The 22,056-nt window shown below is 52.3% G+C and carries 18 protein-coding genes and 1 pseudogene; 11 read left to right on the top strand and 8 right to left on the bottom strand.

Annotated elements, in window-relative coordinates:
* Nucleotides 1–64 precede the first annotated feature (64 nt).
* Nucleotides 65–205 (bottom strand): DUF2256 domain-containing protein, encoded by a 141-nt coding sequence (locus tag L855_RS17550; RefSeq protein WP_159790196.1) that lies wholly within the window; start codon nt 203–205, stop codon nt 65–67.
* A 64-nt stretch (nt 206–269) separates the two neighbouring features.
* Here L855_RS17550 and L855_RS17545 point away from each other — a divergent pair.
* The 3 genes and pseudogenes from L855_RS17545 to L855_RS17535 all read left to right on the top strand — a co-directional run.
* A pseudogene (locus L855_RS17545) lies at nt 270–464 on the top strand (TrmH family RNA methyltransferase); the annotation flags it as partial.
* Between the two features lie 187 nt (nt 465–651).
* Nucleotides 652–1,833, top strand: coding sequence for a phosphotransferase family protein (locus L855_RS17540; RefSeq protein ID WP_159790194.1), 1,182 nt, complete (start codon nt 652–654; stop codon nt 1,831–1,833).
* Between the two features lie 183 nt (nt 1,834–2,016).
* Nucleotides 2,017–3,420, top strand: coding sequence for a serine hydrolase (locus L855_RS17535; RefSeq protein ID WP_159790192.1), 1,404 nt, complete (start codon nt 2,017–2,019; stop codon nt 3,418–3,420).
* A 46-nt stretch (nt 3,421–3,466) separates the two neighbouring features.
* Here L855_RS17535 and L855_RS17530 read toward each other — a convergent pair whose 3' ends face one another.
* The 5 genes from L855_RS17530 to L855_RS17510 all read right to left on the bottom strand — a co-directional run bounded on the left by L855_RS17530 (nt 3,467) and on the right by L855_RS17510 (nt 11,172).
* Complete coding sequence (locus tag L855_RS17530; protein ID WP_159790190.1) at nt 3,467–6,907, bottom strand: Ig-like domain-containing protein; 3,441 nt, start codon at nt 6,905–6,907, stop codon at nt 3,467–3,469.
* Between the two features lie 334 nt (nt 6,908–7,241).
* The gene (locus L855_RS17525; protein WP_159784407.1) at nt 7,242–8,573 is read right to left on the bottom strand and encodes an IS4 family transposase; all 1,332 of its coding nucleotides are present in this window, start codon (nt 8,571–8,573) and stop codon (nt 7,242–7,244) included.
* Nucleotides 8,574–8,888: 315 nt separating this feature from the next.
* Nucleotides 8,889–10,142 (bottom strand): valine--pyruvate transaminase, encoded by a 1,254-nt coding sequence (locus L855_RS17520; protein WP_159790188.1) that lies wholly within the window; start codon nt 10,140–10,142, stop codon nt 8,889–8,891.
* A gap of 17 nt (nt 10,143–10,159) precedes the next feature.
* A complete protein-coding gene (locus L855_RS17515; protein WP_159790186.1) occupies nt 10,160–10,591 on the bottom strand; it encodes an NUDIX hydrolase in 432 nt (143 codons plus the stop codon).
* Between the two features lie 197 nt (nt 10,592–10,788).
* Nucleotides 10,789–11,172, bottom strand: coding sequence for a hypothetical protein (locus tag L855_RS17510; protein ID WP_219729941.1), 384 nt, complete (start codon nt 11,170–11,172; stop codon nt 10,789–10,791).
* Nucleotides 11,173–11,194: 22 nt separating this feature from the next.
* On the opposite strand from L855_RS17510, the gene folD reads away from it, so the two are divergent.
* The 4 genes from folD to L855_RS17490 all read left to right on the top strand — a co-directional run bounded on the left by folD (nt 11,195) and on the right by L855_RS17490 (nt 15,961).
* A complete protein-coding gene (gene folD / locus L855_RS17505; RefSeq protein WP_159790182.1) occupies nt 11,195–12,058 on the top strand; it encodes a bifunctional methylenetetrahydrofolate dehydrogenase/methenyltetrahydrofolate cyclohydrolase FolD in 864 nt (287 codons plus the stop codon).
* Nucleotides 12,059–12,227: 169 nt separating this feature from the next.
* The gene (locus tag L855_RS17500; RefSeq protein WP_159790180.1) at nt 12,228–13,220 is read left to right on the top strand and encodes a class I SAM-dependent methyltransferase; all 993 of its coding nucleotides are present in this window, start codon (nt 12,228–12,230) and stop codon (nt 13,218–13,220) included.
* A gap of 178 nt (nt 13,221–13,398) precedes the next feature.
* Entirely contained in the window at nt 13,399–14,688 is a 1,290-nt protein-coding gene (locus L855_RS17495; RefSeq protein ID WP_159790178.1) for a glucose-1-phosphate adenylyltransferase, read from the top strand.
* Nucleotides 14,689–14,935: 247 nt separating this feature from the next.
* Nucleotides 14,936–15,961, top strand: coding sequence for a DnaJ C-terminal domain-containing protein (locus L855_RS17490; protein ID WP_159790176.1), 1,026 nt, complete (start codon nt 14,936–14,938; stop codon nt 15,959–15,961).
* Between the two features lie 35 nt (nt 15,962–15,996).
* On the opposite strand, the gene L855_RS17485 is transcribed toward L855_RS17490, so the two are convergent.
* The gene (locus L855_RS17485) at nt 15,997–17,058 is read right to left on the bottom strand and encodes a hypothetical protein (RefSeq protein WP_159790174.1); all 1,062 of its coding nucleotides are present in this window, start codon (nt 17,056–17,058) and stop codon (nt 15,997–15,999) included.
* Between the two features lie 249 nt (nt 17,059–17,307).
* On the opposite strand from L855_RS17485, the gene L855_RS17480 reads away from it, so the two are divergent.
* Complete coding sequence (locus tag L855_RS17480; RefSeq protein WP_159790172.1) at nt 17,308–18,453, top strand: TIGR00341 family protein; 1,146 nt, start codon at nt 17,308–17,310, stop codon at nt 18,451–18,453.
* A gap of 158 nt (nt 18,454–18,611) precedes the next feature.
* Here L855_RS17480 and L855_RS17475 read toward each other — a convergent pair whose 3' ends face one another.
* Nucleotides 18,612–18,815: a hypothetical protein gene (locus L855_RS17475; protein ID WP_159790170.1), complete on the bottom strand. Its 204-nt coding sequence runs from the start codon at nt 18,813–18,815 to the stop codon at nt 18,612–18,614.
* A 189-nt stretch (nt 18,816–19,004) separates the two neighbouring features.
* Here L855_RS17475 and L855_RS17470 point away from each other — a divergent pair, with 189 nt between their 5' ends.
* The 3 genes from L855_RS17470 (at nt 19,005) to L855_RS17460 (ending at nt 22,023) form a co-directional block, all read left to right on the top strand.
* On the top strand, nt 19,005–19,175 hold the full coding sequence (locus L855_RS17470; protein WP_159790168.1) for a hypothetical protein: 171 nt from the start codon (nt 19,005–19,007) through the stop codon (nt 19,173–19,175).
* 165 nt (nt 19,176–19,340) lie between these two features.
* Nucleotides 19,341–20,831, top strand: a complete 1,491-nt coding sequence (locus L855_RS17465) for an ATP-binding protein (RefSeq protein ID WP_159790166.1) — start codon at nt 19,341–19,343, stop codon at nt 20,829–20,831.
* A 49-nt stretch (nt 20,832–20,880) separates the two neighbouring features.
* Complete coding sequence (locus L855_RS17460) at nt 20,881–22,023, top strand: tetratricopeptide repeat protein (protein WP_159790164.1); 1,143 nt, start codon at nt 20,881–20,883, stop codon at nt 22,021–22,023.
* Nucleotides 22,024–22,056: the final 33 nt, after the last annotated feature.

Below are 22,056 nucleotides of genomic sequence, written 5' to 3'. Positions count from 1 at the left end.
GATTATACAGGGATTTTCCAGATTCTTCTAGGGGCCAGGCTCAACGGAGAGGGGCGCAACGTCTCTAGCGGCGTCGCCGACAGCGTTCAGAACAGTATTTCACCTCATCCCAGCAATTGGCCCATTTCTTGCGCCACTCAAAGGGACGACCACAAACAGGACAGACCTTTTGCGGTAAGTTGGACTTTGTGTGTTTTCGTCCCATCGCCGTCGATACGTTCTGTTTAACCCTCTGGTTAACCTTCTACTGACCCCCTCGTCCCTGTGCCATGACTGCCACTGCCCTCTCCCCCATCTCAATTGTTCTCGTAGAACCCGCTGGCGCGTTGAACGTGGGGTCTGTTGCCCGGATTATGGCAAATTTGGGGTTGAGCCGTTTGTTGCTGGTCAATCCCCAATGTGACCCGCTCTGTGATGAAGCGCGACAGATGGCAGTTCATGCTCAGGAGATTTTAGAGGGGGCTATTTATGCTTTGGTTAACCTAAAGATAACCAAAGACCAGAGACCAGTTTTTGTCGGCAATGCCGTTTGTTGCACTACGTCTGTCTTTGCCTAAATTTTAATGTTTTCTTAACTTTTACTTAAGAGCATCTTAAGCAGGGTTCTTGCGTTCTTCTAGGGATTTTATCGCCACAAATGAGAGGTAAACGATGTCTAACTACGCCTATTCCCAGTCCGATGACTTAATTTCTGCTCTGCCAGCCCTTGAAGCAAAGCTAATGAAAAAGTCTTGTTCCAAACCTCGGCCATTTTTGGATGTTGAAGGTGCGTATTGGGTTGCTGGAGACCTTAAACTCATTCCTAAAATTATGCTAGGTCGAATTCCAACCGGGTCTCGGAAACAGCAGCTCTTAAACATCCTTCAATATTCTTTATTTCGACGTCCTAACTATAGGAAAATCAATAGCCAGGCTGAGCTGATTTTTGTTAAGTCTGAATCTCACAAAATGCGTGTCTTTTACCCGGACTTTATCTTGAAAGTTGTTCGAGAAGAACGTGACATTAAAACACCTTGGTTTGCTAAAGAAATTGAGGGTCGGGAAGCGATGCGAGCTTCACTGAGAGGGGAAATTCGTATTCCTAAAGTGGTTGCTGCCGGTAAAGAGAAGGGTCTCTACTACTTACTAGAAGAACGGCTAAACTGTCATCCTATTAATAAAGAAAATGCTGACGAGAGACAGAAAATCCAGCAGGAGTTGCTACCTGTGTTGATGGATTGGTATGAGCCGGTACGTTCAGACCCCATGGCTCGTATTTTCGGTGAGCAGCCCGAGGCTTTAGTTGAAGAGGCATTAACCTCCTCTGTACTCGCGGAGATGGAACCGGAGACGGTTCAGGTATTTCATGATGTTGCGGCGCAGATTGATGACTATAATCTAGAGGTTCCCGTGGCTATGGCTCATGGAGATATTAACCTCCTCAATATCTGTGTTACTACCAGAGGCAAACTGGTTTTAGTCGATTGGGAAAAATGGGGTAAACATCCGGTCATGAAGGAATTGGCCTGTTTAGCCTGTTCCTTCGGTATTGGTAAAACGACTCATCGCCGGATTCGTCAAGCCTATAATCAGCGTTTTGCGGATTTAGGCTCTAGTTTTGATGAGCAGGTCCTAGTCTATTACTTTCTTAAATGCAGCAAAAAACTGGTGGAAGCTTCACAGATTCAAGATAGTCAGTCTAGTCAGAACTATCCCAGAAGTAAAACTGCCAAGATAACCCGGCATCAAAAGTATGTTTTACAAAAGTTAAAGGTTTGCCAGAAGTTATTTGAGGAAATCAATCAACATCATAGCTCTGCTACTCATCACCAACATGAGCTTCCATTATTGTGAGTTTGACCGATTTTATCCCCGTTATTGCGAAATTCAGATGAGACATGGCCGTGGGGGAACTCACCCTCAATCCTTCAGTGGGTTTCCCTCCCTCCCCACAGCCGAAGTAGGATTTACTGTGGTTGTCGCTCGTAGGTGGGCTAGAATCGGTAACGGAACTCGCACAGTGTTGACTGTTCACTCATGTCTAATCCGCCGCCCCGTCGTTCAAGTCGTTATGAAAGTTGGAGTCGCCGTCAATGGCGAACTCGGTTACAGGCTGGGACGGGGTCGCGTTCCCCTCGTCAGGCGGTTAATAATAAGGTAACGCCCATTTCCAGTCGGCGGCGACGACGGGAGGGAGCGGTGAATTTGCCCACTCCCCAACGGCGACGAGTGCGGCGAGAGCCGATGTTGGGGAGTTCAGTTCCGTTTCCCTCGCGTCGTGGGACCAGTTCTTATCTACATCGGGGAGTTCCGGGACAAATTCCCCTACCACCGCCAACACCTCGCCCAGGTCGTCCGGGGTCTCAGTCAGGGCGTTCTGGCAGTGGGACAACCCGTAAAACCGGCGGTCAGGCCCAAAATCGGACGGGTTCGGCTGTGGGAACGCCCCGTCGTCGCCGTCGCCGTCGTCTGCCGGTTCCGGCCCCCCTGTTGCCGATGCTCTATGGGGCGCGGTTGGCGATTGCGGGGATTGGCTTGAGTGCGGTGGCGGGGACGTTGATGGCCCTGTGGACTCCGGTTCCGTCGGAGGGGTCGGTAGAGCGGCAAGAGTCCCTGGAAATGGGGACGGCTGAGTCGTTGCAGCGGCCTTTGGGACGAGAGTTGACAGACTTGACGGGCCAGTTGCAGGGATTAGTGGCGGAGTATCCTGAGCTGACACCGGGGTTGATGGTGGTGGATGTGACGACAGGGGATTATGCCCAGATGGGTCAGGATAGACCCTTTGCGGCAGCGAGTACGATTAAGATTCCCATTTTGGTGGCGTTTTTGCAGGCGGTGGATGCGGGCCAGGTGCGCCTGGATGAGCGGTTACGGTTGGAGGAGTCCCATATTGCTGGGGGGGCCGGTCGTTTACAGGATGAAGTGCCGGGGTCGGAATTCTCAGCCTTGGAGGTGGCGACGTTGATGATGGTGCAGAGTGATAATACGGCCACGAATCTCATCATTGACCGTTTGGGGGGGTTGGCGACCTTGAGTAGCCAGTTCCGTGAATGGGGAATGCAGGAGACAGTCTTAGAGGATTGGCTGCCAGATTTGCAGGGGACGAATCAGACCACCCCTCGGGAGTTGGCGGGCCTGTTAGCCCAGATTGAACGGGGGGAGTTGTTGTCGATGGCCAGTCGCGACCGGATGTTACGGATTATGATGCTGACGCAGAATAATGGGTTATTGCCCCAGGGTGTGGGAGAGGGTGGGGTGATTGCCCATAAGACGGGGAATCTGCGGTTTGTGTTGGCGGATGCGGGATTGGTGGATGTGGTCAATGGTCGGCGGTATGTGCTGGTGGCGTTGGTGGAACGTCCGGAATATGAGGAGGAGGCGGCTGACTTTATCCGTGAGTTGTCGGCGCGAGTGTATGGGTATTTTGGCCCGTCCAACTAAACTAATTATTAGACGGGTAGGTCAAAAAGGCGTTACTTGGGCGGGGTTAGGGATTAGATTCAAAGGTATCAAACCTGAAATCACTAGCACGCAAGCCATCTGGAGCAATTCCAAATGTATCAGAGTTTCCGGTTAACTTGGCAATCAGGTAAGTATCGCTATTGACGGTATTATCACCACTCTTGTCATAGAGTAAGTACAACGCTTCAGGATGACCACCACCGCTGGGGGAGAAAACCGCAAAGACATTTGTGTCTGGATTCAGACGATTACCAAGTGAACCGTCTCCTGCAGGTCCTCCAACATCGGGATTAACATTATCGAAACCTATACCGAAGTTACTGAGCCAAATGACATCATTCCTAGTAGGATTATCAAATGACCAACCTTTACTATTCCCCAAGTTGAAGGTTAAAATCTTATCCACTCCATACTCATTAACATGATTTCTGATATCTGCAATTGATTCAGCATTGAATCCAGGTCTTGTTAGAACGTCATCCTTATCAAAGACGAAAGTATCGCTTAGGTTGTCAGTATTATTGACATCATTGCCTACAGGTCCAACTAAAGTATCGTTGCCCTGTCCACCATATAAAACCCTTGACCCGAGACTACTCATCAGATAATCGTCACCAGAACCACCAATTAATGTCAAGTCATAGCTCCCGGTAGCGCGAAGTATACTGGGCCCATCACCCCCCTGGAACGAGCCTGAAGAACCTGGTGGGGTTTTAATTTTCACAGTTACAGTTTGGTCGGTTTCAACGTTTTGACCATCAACTTCTAACGTATATGTAAACTGCCCAGTTGTACTGTTTCCCTCCCGAAATGAAGCCAAATTGAAGGTTACCTCGTTACCAGAAGGATCAACGCTCTGAATCTTGTTAGTCTGAATACCGCTTACGAGATCAATATTGGAAACTCTTATATCATTACCTCTACCAACCGCAAGGAAGGCACTTGCCGGCAACGACACACTATTGCCCCAATTAGGTAATGTCGTCACCGTCATTTCCGTGATTCCAGCTAAGTTCTGGATAGGAATGGTAAACGTTGTCTCAGCCGTCCCTGGAGTATTATGTCCCACACTGCCACTGTTTCCGTCATCATTGATTGTTACCTCTAGGTCAAAGTCACTGTCAACACTTGGGACATAGCGGAGATTACCATTTTGAATCGCTGTGTTAATTTCAGAAATCGGCGCGGTGATGGTCAAAGAATTGGAGTTGAGGTCAGTTAATTTGTCTGTTAGGGTTGAACCCGTGTAGTTAAATGTCCCATCAGCATCTTTATCAACGCTGAGGCTGACTATGACATCTTCATCTCCAGCATCAGGATCACTAAATGCTTCAGTCGCAAATAAATTGCCTAGATTATAAGCTTCGCCTGTAGTTGCCGCTTGTGTTACTCCATTTCCATGTATACTCGGAGGGTCGTTCACGGCAATAACATCAATTGTGACGATAGCAGGGTTACTTTCCAACCCACCATCGTCAACAGCTCGGATGGTTACCGTACGCGGTCCTTCCGTGGGATTATCTGTATCAATTCCATCATTTTTGTAGGTAATCTGTCGCAACAGAGTTTGAAAATTATCAACTGAGGCGCTTCCTGTATTCGTCAAAGTCACCTCAGTCGTTCCATCTCCTGTAACGGCTATCCCAGCAATCGACGTGCTTAAGCTCAGAACTTCATCTACATCCTCGATACCATTAAGGGTCACCACAACCTCAGACAGAGAGTTCCCATCAGGTAAATCAAATCGAACATCCTCAGCAAAGGAGAGCTCAGTAATATCGCCAACTGGTCCTTCCAGATACTCTCGATTCAGTGCCTCAACAATCCCGGTGGCTGCGTCTCCATCCAAGTCAATCTTGGGAGCATTGGGATTCGCCACAATGCCCAAGGTCATGGTGTAAGACTCATCACTCAGGAAATCTCGGGTGTTCTTAACGCGGAAGTCAAAGCTTGTGGAATCCCCGACTCCTAAGGTTCCCTGAGCAAACTCCAGCGAGCCAAGGTCAGCCACTGGAATAATGTCATCGACGTTAACAGGGTTGCTCGCAAATGTTAACGTCCCAGCATCAGGACTAGACACCAGCTTAATTGCCTGAAAATCATCTCCCTCATCTGGATCGTTAAAGACAAAATCAGCAGCCGAGAAGCTAAAGGTTGCTCCAGTGAGAACTTCCACAGACCCATTCTCACTGGTCGGCAGGTCATCGGCCCCCAAAATCGTCACGGTGACTGTGGCTGTTGCGGTTCCCCCTCGACCATCATTGATGGTATAGGTGAAAGTATCTTGCCGTGTTTCACCATCTATCAGAAATTGGAACGCTTCGCCGGGGTCGTAGAGTAGTCGCTGATTGCCAGGATCTGAGCCGGTAGGAGGATCTCCTTCAATCGTGACCGTGACTCCATCAGTGACACCTGTAAATGATGTAATTGTTAAGGGATCATCATCGGGATCACTATCATTGGCTAGGACATCAATTTCAATGGCCGGTCCATCTTCACTCACCTCAGCCTCATTGTTCCGAGCTTCTGGTGGGTTATTTGTTGGGTCTTCCGCACCGGGGTCTTCCGCACCGGGGTCTTCCGGGTCATCCTCATCCACCGGAGGCTCAATCACCGGCGGAACCCCAGGCCCATCCGTCGGCGGCGGCTGCGGTTCTGTCGTCGTATCCCCAGGGTCTGGTGCAGGGGGTAACTCATCCTCCGGGTCCACCACCGGTGGCTGTGGCGGTCCCGGGTCCGGTGTATCAGACGGGGTTAAATCCTCTGTGAAATTCTCCGCCGTCAAGGCACTGCGGCGCACATTGTGAATCACCGCCAGGAACTCCCCGGTGGCTAAATTGGTGAGGACATAATTGCCTCGACTAGAACTTCCGTCACGACGAACAAAGGCAATATTAATGGCAGAACGGTCAATGGTCTGTCCCTCAGGACCCCCCAACAACGCAATCTTGTCGTTGGGTTTGAAGCGCAAAATTTGGTCGGCATCGTTGATACTCGGACCGCCATGATTAATATTGAGAACGAAGATATTTTCCCCCGTTCCCCCAATCAGAACATTAGCCCCCCGGTCCCCGGAAACAACGTTATTGCCCCGTTCCGCCCAGAGGGTATCGTTGCCCTGGCCCCCATAGAGGAAGTCATTGCCCAACCCCGCCACTAGGACATCGTTCCCAGGGCCTCCAAACAGGATATTCTCCCCGTCAATGGCAAACAGGGTATCGTCGCCATCATCGCCACTGAGGATATTATCCTGTTCACTGCCAAAAATCTTATCGTTGCCCTTTCCCCCGAGAAGGGTATCTTGACCGCGGCCGGCTCTGAGGGTATCGTTGCCCTGATTGCCGAAAATGATATTATCGCCGCGACCACCGAGGATACTGTCATCGCCGCTCATGCCAACGATGGTATCGTCGCCAAGGGTTCCAACGATGACGTCGGCGTTGGGGGTTCCGCTGATAATCGGCATGGTTTTTTAGGGGGTCGAGGGTTTTGAGGCAGGGACTTTGGGGCAGGCTCCCGGCTTCATGGGGTGAACGGGACTGGGGGCTTAACTCGCCGCACTGCGTCTGAGGTTCTGGACATGGGCCGGCTTATGGGCCTTCGTCGTTGACGGCGCGGGGTTTGTTCCCAGGGGCATCCTGAACATCCGGGAATTTTACAAATCTTGATGTTTGGTTTAAAAACATCCCTGTCCCTATTCTGCCCTCTGAGTCAGGATTTGCCTACAGGGGGCGGAAAATTAGTGGGCAGCCACAAGGGCGTGCCCCTACGGGAATGGGCAGCCACAAGGGCCACTGGTGTCAAGTTAAGGGGTGAGACCAGACCTGACGGGAGATAGCATCTTTCTTTCGTTGGCGCTTACGCCTAGCTTTAACCAGTCCGAAGGACTGGGCATATTGAACCAGAAAAGGAATGAGTTCATCATCCTCAACACGGCCCTGTTCCCGGGCGCGACTGAAAAAGTAAAGACTGCGGAAAACCATTTCCTGAGAAATGCGGTCAATGGGTTCATGTAAAGCCTCAGAGACCTGGGAACAGACGTCGGTAAGCACCGCATAGAAAATCCAGGTGGCATAAATCTGGATTTCAATGCCATTGGAGCCACCGACCCAGAGGTAAGCCAAACCTAACAAGCGTTTGGTCACGAGAAAGGCCTCCTCAATGCGCCAGCGTTGGCGATAAAGCTCGCTAACGTAGCGGGCGGACAAGACCTCGGGGTCAGTGACATTGGTCAAATAGCGGTAGATAGTTCCCTCCCAAGAGACGGACACCAGACGCACGGGATGGTGACAAGGATTAGAGCGGTATTGCCCTAAATCTATCAGTTCGTCACGAACGTAACGGTTTTGACCGAGTACCTTGAGATTCTTGTAAGCGGTTTTCTCCCGCAAGCGAGTCACAAAGAACTTGCCCGAATCGCTAAAGGCATCAAACCAAGGAAACTTAAAGAATCCCAGGTCAAACACCATTAAACCGCCCTTTGGCAGACGTTCGAGCAATGAGTCAGTCCAAAGCTTATCATTGGATTGGGCTTCAGGACTGTACCAGGCCGCCTGGGGGCGATGGTTGAAGGCATCGACCATCATCATCATCTTGCCGGCCAAGGGGGAGGTGGCTTTTTTGCCGCGATGACGATGCAGTTTCTTTTTTAAGGCTTCGAGGGTTGACCCGTCAGCTAGCCAAATGGCTGGGAACTTAGACCGCACCGGTCTCCAGAATGGCGAGACTTCCCCGGGCGCTGAGGATTGGTTCAAGCGCTCAATGACCTGCTCGAGCAAACTGGCAAACAGATGGGCCGGCAGGCTTTGTAATCTTTGGGATAGAGCCTGTTTACTGATGCGTTGAGCTTTCACCCAAAACAGTCCCTCCTGTTCTAGGGTTCGCAGCACTTCACTTAGCCCTGTCATTTGCCGGTAAACTAGGCTCAGGACAATCGCTGTCATCACCGGCAGGGTTAGAGTTCGCTCTCGTAACCGTCGTCCTTTGTTGCTTACGCTTTTGAGGGAGGCAAACGTTCCCGGACTTAACATCTCGAACAAGCGCTGCTCAATCGTCCGATTCACTGGTCCGGGCACTGAGCGATGTCGTCTGAAGTCCGGGTTTCCCGGTTTGTGATAGGTCTTCTTAGGCATCTTTTGTCCTGGCTAGCTAGTCCTTAGCCTATAAGCATTTTTCCCTTGGTCTCGGGTTGTTTACACTTTCTTGACTTTTCCACGATTTCCTTAACTTGACACCAGTGCCACAAGGGCGTGCCCCTACGGGAATGGGCAGCCACAAGGGCGTGCCCCTACGGGAATGGGCAGCCACAAGGGCGTGCCCCTACGGGAATGGGCAGCCACAAGGGCGTGCCCCTACGGGAATGGGCAGCCACAAGGGCGTGCCCCTACGGGAATGGGCAGCCACAAGGGCGTGCCCCTACGGGAATGGGCAGCCACAAGGGCGTGCCCCTACTCGATTACCTGTCGCAGCCGTTTCATGGCCTCGACTAAGGCCTCTGGGGGAGCGGTGAGACTGATGCGTAAACATTGCTGTTTGTGGGGCCAGTCCTCTCGCAGTCCAGGGAAGAAGGGTTCCCCAGGGACGACAATGACCCCAGCCTGTTTGAGTTCATTGTAGAGATGGCGATCGCTCGTGGGCAAGTCCCGGAACCAAATCCAGGCAAAAATCGACCCTTCTCCCGCATGAAGGAACCAGGAGAGAGATTTTGGCATTTCTTGCTGTAAGGCTTCCGCCAGAACCGCATATTTCCGTTGATAATGGGGACGAATCACCGACTCGGACAGATGAGCCAGTTGTCCTGAGGCGATGGCTCGTGCCGCAATGGCTTGTCCATAGCGAGAGGAATGGATACAAGCATTGGTCTGGAATGACTGTAACACGTTGATGATATCTTCATGGGCGATCGCCACCCCCACCCGTTCCCCCGGAAGTCCGGCTTTGGACAAACTCAGACAATGCACCACATTCCCCCCCAACTGAGGTGTCATGGGAGTAAAGTTCAGGGCCGGAAACGGCGGCGCATAAGCCGAATCAATAAACACCGGTGCATCATAACCCGCCGCTAAACTGGCAATTTTGCCCACCTCGTCATCACTCAGCACATTTCCGGTGGGATTACAGGGCCGAGAAAAGATAACACAACCGGTAGTGTCGTCAATCTGCAACTGACTAAAGTCAGGGCGATATTTAAAGCGATGGTTCTCCTCATCAATCTCCAAACTGGGTTTATAGGACACCACGGCTTCGGGAACCAAACTCACGCCACCATAGCCAGTGTAATCAGGACAAAGGGGCAGCACCACCTTCTTGAGATTGCCACCGGCAGTATAGCCACCAAAGGCGTTGGCGGCAAAGAAATAAATCGATTGGGAACCGGGGGTAATGAGGATATTACGAGGGGTGAGATTGGCCCCATAGCGTTGGTTAAAGTCGTTGGCGACGGCTTCAATGAGGGGTTGATAGCCTTGACTAGACCCATAACGACAGACCACCTCGCCGTAGTCGGAACTGGCCAGCAAGTCTTGGGTACAATCACGCCACATCTGCTCAATTTCGGGCAAAATTACGGGATTTCCGGCGCTGAGGTCGATAAACTCCCGTCCACCTCCTGATTGCAGAGTTTCGATAATATCTTTCATAATGGCCCGCACCCCGGTGAGGTGGGACATTTGTTGGCCGATGGTCGAGAGTTGGGGCTGCATTGTTAAGAAATCTGTTTTTAAATTGACAATTTAAGCGAGTTAATGTAAGCCAGTAAAACTCGTTGATGGGGTTTTCCAATTTTACGAACTTCTCCGGCTTTGGGGGAAAATTTTTCTCCCAGTTGCACTTGTTCAGCGGTCCAAAGGTCTAAGTCTAATCCTTCGCAGAGTTCTAAATCTTGGATATCGACGGTTAGGGGTGCGTGGAAGACGTTACGGATGAAGTCGCGATACTGTTCCCGTCGGAATAACGCCACGTAGGGGGGGTGATAGCGGATTTCTTCTTGAAGTTCTCGCATGACCGCGACTTCGGCCGCTTCCCCGGGTTCGACGGTTCCGCCGAAGAAGGTCCATTGTCCGGGATAGACGATGGTGGGGATGTCGTCTCGTAGTTGCATGAGATAGCGACCGTTTTGATGGAGAATGGCGATCGCAACTTCTTTAACCATGAGTCAGATAGGACGAAAGTGAGAAAATTCCCTCATTTTCCTCGTCTCCCTCTCCCTCGTTCCCTCGTTCCTTGGCTCTGCCAAGGAATGCTCTGGGGGAGGCTCTGCCTCCTAGTCAGGCGGCAGAGCCGCTGGGGAGTCATGACAGGGTAGAACCCTGTCACGAGGGACGGGACAAGGGAGATGAGGGAGAGAGGTTATTGGGGAGTTCGTTGCTGTTCTTGTAGGTAGAGTTCCCCGTAATCTCGTTGATTAATGACAATTTCTCGCTGTTCCAGGGTTCCTTGCACTCGTAACGAATCCCCCGCTTCAGGAACACCCTCCTCAGAGATGACCCAGATTGTCCCAGTCTCATCCTGCAACACATAGGCTCCCCCGTCCAATAGGGGAGCGCGATCGCCCACGACCCCCTCTACCGTGACCTCATTCCCCACCTGCTCCTGAGAGAGTGTTCCCAGAGGTGTGACGTCAACCCCAATATCTAACGGGGTGTCACAGCCATTCAGGAGGAACAACCCCGAGAGCAGGGGAATTAAAGAGCGATTAAAACGAGGCAGAAATGATACGGTAGTGACGGTCAATCGCACAATACTCCCTGGCTCAATGGATACGACTCGTATTTTAGACGGTAAAGCTCTCGCCAAGACAGTACAATCTCGACTGCGATCGCAAATCGAGGCGGTTCTTCCCCAGCGTAACCGTCCCCCTGGACTGGCGGTCATCCGTGTCGGAGATGACCCCGCCAGTGCTGTCTATGTCCGCAATAAGGAACGAGCCTGTGAACGAGTGGGAATTGCCTCCTTTGGCCAACATTTCCCCGCCACGGCGACAGCGGCGGAGATTTCCGCCAAAATCCAGGAACTCAACCAAGATGAACGAGTCGATGGGATTCTCCTACAACTCCCCCTCCCGGCTCATTTAGATGCAGTGGCCCTACTGCTACAACTCGACCCCGACAAAGACGCAGACGGACTCCATCCCATCAATCTCGGTCGTCTGACGCGGGGGGAAGCGGGCCTGAGAAGTTGCACCCCCGCTGGCGTGATGGAAGTCCTCAGGGAGTATACCATCGACCCCAGTGGCAAAAATGCCGTGGTGGTGGGTCGTAGTATTTTAGTAGGAAAACCCATGGCCCTGATGCTCCTGGAGGCCAATGCAACGGTGACGGTGGCTCACTCACGCACCCAAAACCTAGCCGAAGTCGTCGCCGCCGCAGATATCGTGGTGGCGGCGGTGGGCCGTCCCGAAATGATTACCGCTGAGATGGTAAAACCGGGAGCGGTGGTGATTGATGTGGGGATTAACCGGGTCAGTGATGGCCAGGGTGGCTATAAACTGGCGGGGGATGTAGCGTTTGAGGAAGTGTCTCAGAAAGCGGCTTGGATTACTCCGGTTCCCGGGGGAATTGGCCCGATGACGGTCGCCATGTTGCTTAAAAATACGGTTGAGGCCTATCTGCGTTCCTAGGGAAGCCTCCGGTTCCTGAATTTGATTCGCCGTAGGGTGAGACGAACAGTCTCAGTGAATGTCTGTCATGCTTTCCTATCCTCACCCCCCGGCCAAGCCTTTATTTCGGTGTTCATCCTCTTCTTCGTCAGACCTCTCCACCCGGTCAGACTCACATCTGGAGGACGCCTTGCAGGAAAAATTGCAGGTCTCTATGGCCGTGGAGGGAACCCTACAACTTCCCTGTCTCCCGGCCCTGGCCCCTCGCTATGAACATCTGATTGTCGGCTTGTTCAATCTCTTCGGACAAGCCCCCAGTCCCGAGGAACAGAGTCACCTGCGACAGCAGCTAACAGAAACCCTAACTCGGGGATTTGAGGAGTCTCCTCGTCGCTATCTTAGCCTCTCCTATCACTTGGTCAATCCTCAGCAAGGGCTGGCCGGGGGAATTGCTCTAAATTTGAGTCTGAGTTCTCCCCCGGAGGCTCAACAGTCCTTTCAGTTGGCGAACCAGTCTCGCTTTGGTCGCTATCCTGATGCCAAGGCCATGAGGCTAGCGGCGAGTTTAGGGGAGGCGCAAGAGGTGTCAGTGTTGGATATTGGGGCGGGAATTGGCCGCAATAGCTTACCCCTAGCCAAACGAGGCCATCCCGTGGATGCGGTGGTGACGAACTCTGAGGCGGCGGCCCAATTGCAGCAGATGACTGACTCTCGTCATCTCTGCGTTAACTTGCTGGCCCCAGACCTCCTCGAACAAGACCCGGTTCAGGGAGAGTATAGCCTCATCTTAGCCCCGGAAGTCCTCCCCCACCTGCGATCGCCCCAAGCAGTGCGTCACCTATTCGAGCAAAGCCAACGGCTATTAGCCCCCACGGGCCGGCTCTTGCTGGGGGCGTTCTTGGCTGAAGCGGACTATACCCCCAAGCCGGAGGTTCGGGACCTGGCTCAAGCCTGTGGATGTGCGTTCCTAACCCGGTCAGAGTTGGAGGATATCCTAAAGGGGGTTGGCCTACAACTCGACTCAGCGGAGTCGGTGGTGGACTACGAGTCTCAGCACCTCCCCTCAGCCGCCTGGCTTCCCTCAGACAGCTTTCTCACCTGGGCTACGGGACAAGAGTTATTCCCCCATCTGCTGACCCCGCCAATTCAGTTCTATTGGCTCACCTGTCGTGGTCTAGACTAAGGGCTGAAATTCCCACCCTTTCTAAGCTCTAGCGATTTCACCCCTGACCCCAGTGACCGTGACTCTCCCCAAGAGATTATGGCAAGATTAGGGCGGGGTCAAAAAACTGGCCCTTGCCAAGAAACCCAGACAATCGCAAACTTAAAGCTGAGAGTTCGGCAGCCCTGGAGGTCTTTCGGTGAAACGAGTTTTAGGCATTATTCTAGGTGGCGGTGCGGGAACGCGCCTCTACCCCCTAACCAAACTCAGAGCAAAACCCGCTGTTCCGTTGGCGGGTAAATATCGGTTGATTGACATTCCCGTCAGCAACTGTATCAATTCTGGGATTGACCAGATTTATATCCTTACCCAGTACAATTCCGCATCCCTGAACCGCCATATCGGGCGGACGTATAATTTTTCGAGCTTTACCGATGGATTCGTGGAAATCCTCGCCGCTCAACAAACGTCCGACAGTCCGGGATGGTTCCAAGGAACGGCGGATGCGGTGCGTCAGTACATCTGGCTCATGGATGAGTTGGATGTGGACGAATATCTAATTCTCTCGGGTGACCACCTCTATCGAATGGACTACAGTCACTTCATAGAGCGTCACCGGGAAACCAATGCGGATATTACCCTATCGGTCCTTCCCATTGATGAAGCACGGGCTTCAGATTTTGGCTTGATGAAAATTGATGACTCGGGACGAGTTATTGATTTCTCTGAAAAACCCAAAGGCGATGCCCTCAAAGCGATGCAGGTCGATACGAGTACCCTGGGCCTAGATCCGGCTCAGGCGAAGCAGAAGCCTTATATCGCCTCGATGGGCATTTATGTCTTCAAGCGGGAAGTTCTCAAGAAGCTGCTCACAGAGGCCCCTGACCAAACTGATTTTGGTAAAGAGATCATTCCTGGGGCCGCGATGGACCATAACATCCAAGCCTATCTGTTTGATGGCTATTGGGAAGATATTGGAACCATTCAGGCCTTCTATGACGCTAATTTAGCGCTGACGCAACAGCCGAAGCCGCCCTTTAGCTTCTATAACGAGGACGCGCCCATTTATACTCGCCCTCGCTATCTGCCCCCGAGTAAGCTCCTCGATTGCCAAATTACGGAGTCTCTGGTGGGTGATGGCTGTATCCTCAAGGAATGCCGGGTCGATCGCTCGGTTCTGGGGGTTCGCAGCCGCATTAGCGCCGGAGCGGTGGTGGAAGATTCCCTGTTGATGGGGTCTGACTTCTATCAGTCCTTTGGTGAACGGACAGCAGAAGCCTCGGCTCCTTCTATGTCCCTGGGGATTGGTGAAAATAGCACCATTCGTCGGGCGATCGTGGATAAGAATGCACGAATTGGTAAAAATGTCAAGATTCTCAATAAAGAAAATATTGAGGAAGCAGACCGGGAAGATTTGGGCTTCTATATCCGCAGTGGCATCGTGGTGGTGCTGAAAAATGCTACTATCCCCGATAACTTTGTGATTTAGCGCCTTGAGCCAGTAACAGACCCCGATCGCCCCCGCAGGGAGGTCCGATCCGGGACGTTGCGCGATCGCCACCTCGGGCGATCGCGTTCTCTTAGGGGAGCGAGGGAAACGCACCTCAGGCAGGCAATTTGGGCAAACATTCGGGAACGGTGAGAGAAACCGAACTCGACGCTCGAAGAAAATACATTAAACTTGATGATCAAAGGCAGACCCCACCCTGTGAACCACTGATTTTTTGACAATTCTCATGGCTGCAACGGACTTCAAAGACTACTATTCCATCTTGGGCGTGAGTAAAACGGCCAGCGCGGACGAGATTAAGAAAGCGTTTCGCCGTCTCGCTCGTCAGTATCACCCCGACATGAATCCGGGCGATCGCAATGCCGAGGCCCGCTTCAAGGAAGTTAGTGAAGCCTACGAGATTCTCTCAGACCCCGACAAGCGCAAACAATACGATCGCTTCGGGCAATATTGGAAACAGGCCGGAAACAGCTCTGGTGGTTGGGGCGGTGCGGCCCCTCAGGGAGGGCCAACTCCTGGAGGCTTTGACTTTGATTTCAGCCAATACGCGGATTTCGATGAATTTATCGAATCCCTCCTCGGGGGAATGGGGGGACGGACGAGATCGCAATGGTCCTCCTACGGCGGCACCTCTCCCAAAAGTTCGGGCCGCTCCCCTGGCTTTAGCGGCGGCTTTGAGGACTTCGCCGGCTACAATCGCCGCAGTACCGGTGTCTCCTTAGACCAAGAAGCCACCCTCAGCCTCTCCTTCGCCGAAGCCTTCCATGGGGTGCAGAAACGGCTCAACGTCAGTGGTCAAAAAGTCTCCGTACGCATCCCCCCCGGCGCCAAAACCGGCAGCCGAGTGCGCGTTAAGGGCAAAGGCAAAAAAGATGGCTATGGCCGCCAAGGAGACCTCTATCTCAACATCGAACTAAAACCCCATCAGTTCTTCCACTTCGACGGCGACAATCTCGTCTGTGATGTCCCCATTTCCCCCGATGAAGCGGTCTTAGGGGCCAAAATCGATGTGCCCACCCCCGATGGAACTGTCACCGTGAGCATTCCGGCGGGAGTACGCTCCGGGCAAATGTTACGCCTACGGGGCAAAGGCTGGCGGCTGCCCAAAAGCGGCGCTCGCACGGATCAGCTAGTCAAGGTAGAAATTACTCCCCCCAGCCACCTCAGCGACGAGGAGCGACAGCTCTATGAACGCTTACGGGACTGTCGCCAGGAGAACCCCCGCAAAACCCTAGAACATTTGGGGTTATAGAGGGCCCATTAACGCCCTTCTCTTGCCCCTCCTCCCTAGGAATCATCCTGATGGTAGAACTGCCCCAGAGCATCGGTAAATTGGTGTAAGATGCGGGCTTCAATAGCCTCAGCGGTGGCTTTGTCCGTATGGGCCACTAACGCCCGCACTTCGTTAATCAGAGACTCCGTCTGTTGGTCAATGGCCGCGATCGCCGCCCGTAAATGTTGGTTAGCGGCTTCACAGACCGCCGCTTCGACATCTTGATCTAAGCCAATAGTCGTGTGGCGCTCGTCTCCGGTGGTTGTATTCAGGGGACGGGTTTTAGGCGCTTGGGATTGGGTCGTGTTCGACTCCGTTGGATTGAGCGTGGTTTTCTTGGGCAGCATTGACCCATCCATGGTCATCTCATCGAGATCCTCATTCCCGAGGTCTTCGGGTTCAAAGGGCTGGATGATGCTGGCATAATAGGCCTGCTCCATCGTGCGACAGAGCCGTTCGGCGATGCTCTTGTAGATGTCCACCGGATTGAGGCAATGAGCCGAGCCATAGAGCCGTAGCCGCAGTTCACTGGCAGTTTTACACAAATCCAGTAAGGATTGGGCCAGATGGTCAAACTCCTCATGATTGAGATGATTCCAATCGGGGAGGGTATAGGCGAACTTACCATTAATCGCCGAGTAGAGCAGAGTTTTGGCTTGGCTGAGATTGCCCGATTGGGACAGTTGCAGCCGTAAGTCAAACCAGCGATCGAGGGACCCATCACTGGTATTCCCCTGAGTGAAGGGGAGAAAGGCCTCGTCAAAGGCCATGGGGGGGTCTAACTCTGGGTAGAGGGGATCAATGATGGAGATCGCCCGCAGGGAGAGGTTGAAATATAAGGATTTCTTATTAATCCGAGCCACCACGCGTACCAACGCTTCTTCCAACTGCTCCCGAGTCACAAACGTGGTTCGCAGCTCATTGAGTAACACCCGCCAGTCAAGGGATTCTAACCGTCGGGAGTCGTTTTCCCAGCGTTGCTGACAGACGCACAGCAACAATTTTTTCAAGCGATTTGTGTCCGAGTCCCCCGCCAATTGCGCGATCGCTCGGTTCAAGCGTTCCTTCTCTACCATAAACCTTGAGGCAGCACTGTTAGATCACGTGACAGCGTTCCCGGCATACCCCCCACTGATAACGGCATTGTTTGATCTCTTCTGTGTTTGATTTTAAGCGGGCCTGTCAACAACACCACATTCTCCATCTGGGTCATGATCCTTTAGGTCTTGTCCACTCATGCCTGGGATGACAGCCCATGATGGCAGGGGGAGTCTCTAAAATAAGACGTACAACACTGTTCAATCTGCCGTCCGGGCAAGTACAAGATGCCAAAAGTTGACCAACAGACGCTAGCGGTTCTGTCTCAGGAGATTTCTGGGGATTCCAAACTCAATCTTAACTTTATCTTTCTCTCGGTTGCTTCTTGTATTATTGCCACCTGTGGGCTATTACTCAATAGTCCCGCCGTCATTATCGGCGCGATGATTGTAGCTCCTCTGATGTTACCCTTACGAGGCTTGGCTTTGGGGGCAATGAAGGGAGATGTATTTTTGTTTCGCCGAGGCATCACCACGCTTCTGGTTGGCACAATCATTTCACTGGTTCTCTCGGCGGTGATTGGGGCGGTTGCCAATATCCCCCTAACGGAGTTTAGCCCAGAAATCCTGGCGCGCACCCAACCTAACCTGTTGGATTTAGTGATTGCCTTGGCCGCGGGGGCTGTGGGTGGCTTTGCTAAGGTGCGCCCGAAAATCAGTGATGCGATCGCCGGAACCGCCATTTCGGTGGCCCTGATGCCCCCGCTCTGTGTGGTGGGTTTAGCGCTCTCGCAAGGGGCCACCTTGGCCGCTCGGGGGGCCTTTTTGCTCTACACAACGAACCTCTTGGGCATCACCCTAGCTTGTATTCTGGTCTTTATCTGGGAAGGATACTATGTGGAAAAAATCCGCATGGCCCGGGCCTTGACCTATACGGTTTTGCTGACGTTACCGATTGTTATCCCCCTATCCATTAGTCTGGGACAACTGCTACGGCAAACCCGCCTCCAATCGACCCTACGTTCAATTCTGGTCACGCGCACCATCACCGTCGGACAGCAGGTGGAATTGGTCCAAACCCGCATTAACTGGAATCGCAACCCTCCTGAGGTCTATTTACGGGTGAGGACGCGTCCTGACGCCCCCCTGACTCCCCGACAAGTGTTTGAGGTGGAACGGCTGGTGATCCGGGAAATGCGCCAGGATTTTCTCTTGGTGTTTCAGGTCGAGAGTTTTGATGAAATTCGCTCAGAAGATTTGTTTGGTTACCGAGTTCCCTATCAAGAGGGAGAGGAGGATGAGGTTGACTCCACCTCTGAACCGCTCTCCCCTGAGACCTTGGAAAGAATCGGCCAAACCATTTGGCGCTTGAATGGCTTTCTTAACCAACCAATGCAGCGGCGTACGGTTCAGGGCCGCGATTCACTTGGGTAGGGGGGGATGAGCGATAGGACAACCCAGAAACGGCGGGTTTGACCCGTCGTTTCTAAGTGTCAGATGAGACTAGCGGCCAACTGTGAGCTGTGATGCAATGCTCTCAGGGCGCAGTTTGGCATTATGGTCGCAGGCGAGTGGGTTGGCCGGGCTAAGGGTCACGCCATGCGCTGTCTTAGGAGCCAGACGCAGAATGTTAACACCAGTAAAATAGTGCTAGAGGGGGCGGTTTCGGGGACTTGGACTGCCGTTTGATAGGGGCTATTTAAATCTGCCTGAGATAGGGTCCAAGATGGGCTATCGAGTTGTAGGGTTTGACTTTGGGCTGGCACGATCAGTTCCTCAGAATCGCAAGTTTGCATGATAAAATTGAAGGCTTAACAAACCTAGTGTGATTGAGCTAAACCATTCGCGTGAAGGGCTGCTCTTAAGGTGAAAGAGATTTGAATGAGTCGGTGAGTGTCTTAGAAAATCTAAACTCTCAATCCGGTTAGGATTGATAATGACCGGCTCGATCTCGATGTGAGTTGTGATGGAGGGGGTAGTCGTTCATGATGAAAACTCCTCTAATAAGGCTAGGTGATGAAACAGATCCTCTGGTGATGGATAGCAAGTTAGCCAAAACTGAGCTATTTGATTCCATTGAGCGTCAGACAGCTCCCAACACCGATACGAGTGCCGGGTCACGCAAGACTGTGATTGGGTCTTGCGGAATCGCCTAATCCCTTGATGTAATGGGATTTCCAGGCTACACATCCATCGAATAAAATGCGATGTACTCATTATAGGCTCATTTTTGGCTCTGTCAAGATATGAGCAAAAGTAATCCATTTGTGAGTAATTCTTGACTCATCACCGGGACATCGACAGGAAGGAGATTGATAACCGTGGCAGCAACACTCAAGGCCTCCATTGAGGGGCTTCGACAGGTTGATTACGCACGACGGTATAAGGGTTGGCTCAAGTCATCCTCCGAGTGGTGTGAAGCGGCGTCTACCTCCGCCGCAACCTTGAAACGGTTTTGGCGGCGGTTGCCGGTGCGATCGCAAACCTTTGTCGCCATCTGTGAGGCGGTGGATGTGTCTTGGCAAGAGGTGGTGGCCGTTTCTCCCGCTAGCGACAGTCCGCACCCTTGCACGGCCCATCCCCCGAGGTCTCAGGCGGAGGCGGGACTTTCAACAACACAGTCAACGGCACAGTCAACGGTTCCTGTGGCGGAGGTTTCTAGAGAGCGCCATTTGGATTTTTTCGCCTATGATGAAGCCTGGGTAGGACGGGAAGCGGTTTTGGCTCAGTTAAGTGAGCAATTACAACAGTCTTGCCGTCTGCTGGTGTTATTGGGGATTACGGGGATTGGTAAAACGGCTCTCGGGGAGCGACTGGCCATCTCGTTATATCCACAATGGACGGGGGAACACTGGCAACAGTTACTACGGGAAAATCTGGATAACGATCGCCAGCCCCATGACTTTATCAGTGTTGCCAGCCGTTGGTGGGAACATTGGGGCTATCCCCTAGAGGGGGCAAAAGATGGACAAATGCTCGTCGATCGCACGGCTCAGTATTTCCTAAATCAGCCCCTGTTGCTCATTATTGACTCCTTAGAAAGGATGCTCCAAGGCAATGAAGAGGAGGGCTGGAGCGACTTTAAAGACCCGTTATGGGCGATGTTTTTTGAGGCGGTGTTGGCGGCCCCCATCTGTCAGGGACGGATTATTCTCACCTCTCAAGATTTTCCCGGCCAACTCCCGGCACGATATAGCAATTTTTGGACCTGTGAATTTCTCGGGGGACTGAATGAAACGGAACAGTTAGCCTTATTTGCTAAGGCGAATCTGGATCTAACCCAAGAGAGTCAGAACTATCTGCGACGGATTGGAGCTGCCTATGAAGGGCATCCTCTGGCGTTGCGGGTGATTGCTGGGGAAATCTCAAATGCTCCTTTTTTGGGGAATGTGCGAGCCTATTGGAACAAATATGGTCAGGACATTGAGGAGGTAGAAACGGCGATCGCCCAAGCCAGGATGGGCCAAACGACCTCGGCGAGAGATCACTGGCAACTCCATGACTGTACTCGCCTGTTACGGATGAAGGTTCGCGATCGCCTCGAACAAACCTTTCGACGCTTAAAGCAAGAAGCCCCAGCTGCCTATATCTTGCTCTGTGAAGCCTCGGTTTATCGTTGCCCGGTGGCGGAATCATTCTGGCTCTCCCATTTGGAGGATTGGGAGTATAGTAAAGCGGAGGCTCAACTGGCGTTAGATATTTTGCGCGATCGCTATTTGGTGGAGGAAATCACCGAGGGCGATCGCCTCTTGTTGCGCCAACATAATCTGATTCGTAGCGTTGCCCTGAGTCATTTGCAAGGGTTAGATTGAGAAGATGGGCAACCTCTAGGCGGACTCATAACTCCATGATGGGCAGACCGTGTCTCAGGAAATTTCTCAGTCTGTATTTCGTCAGCAACTTTTAAAACGGTTACAGCTGACCCCTGCTAGCTTGCGACGCATTTCTCCTCGAAGCCGCCGCAGCCAATATCGTGCGGCTCTCAACTGGCTGATTCACTATGATCCCCCCTCCCCCAACTCCAACTTAGATCAGGTGCGTGGCTATCTTGAGGCCTTTCGCCATTTGAGGGAAGTGGAAGATTGGCGACGCTGTCAGGAATTGTTAGTTTTACCCTTAGATTCATTAACCGGGGAACCCCTACATAAGCAACTAGAGATTTGGGGCTATTATCAAGAACAGATGGAGATGTATGAACCCCTCTTGGGTCAAGGGGATGCGCTCCTGAATTTGGTGTGTTTGGAGGGGTTGGGCAAGGCCTACTCCTGTTTGGGAGATTATACTCAGGCGATCGCCTATCACCAACAACATTTAACCCTGGCTCTACGGCTGGGGGATCAGCAAAATGAAGCCATTGCCTTAGGAAATTTGGGCTTAGAGCATTACTATTTGGGGGAGTATGACCGGGCGATTCGCTATTTTCAGAAGGGTCTGAAGTTGGCCCAACGTTTGGGCGATCGCGCAGGAATTGGCCAGGCTTTGGGAAATTTAGGCCTGGCCCTCCATGAACAAGGGGACTACGAGCAAGCGATCGCCTATCATCAACAGGATTTAGCCATTGCTCAGGAGTTAAATGACCGTCGAGGGATGGGTCAGGCCCTGGGAAACTTAGGATTTGCCTATTATGCCTTAGGGGATTATTCCCAAGCCCTCGGCTATGAGGAACGCTATCTGGATATCTCTCGCAAAATTGGCTTTCGCGAAGGCGAGGCGATCGCCCTGTCGAATATGGGCGAAACCTATGTCTGTCTGGGCCGTTATGAGGAGGCCACTGAGAGTCTGCAACGAGCCTTAGAGATTGTTCGGGAGATTGGCGATCGCCATGGGGAAGCCGAGGGCCTAAAAAACCTGGCGGAACTGCATCAACATCTCAATAACCCAGAGCGGGCGATCGGCTACTGTCAACAAGCCCTGAGCATTGCGAAAACCTTGGAAATCCCTCTGACTCAAGACTGTGAAGCTCTCCTAGACTCTCTCCAGTCCGATGCCTATTCGAGTGGGTAGTCTAGTGGGTCGTTTTCCCTTAATCAGAGACAA

This window comes from Sodalinema gerasimenkoae IPPAS B-353, assembly GCF_009846485.1.
GTDB lineage: Bacteria > Cyanobacteriota > Cyanobacteriia > Cyanobacteriales > Geitlerinemataceae > Sodalinema > Sodalinema gerasimenkoae.
The sequence above is the reverse complement of the archived record's forward strand: the minus strand, read 5'-3'. Positions and strand labels throughout refer to the sequence as shown.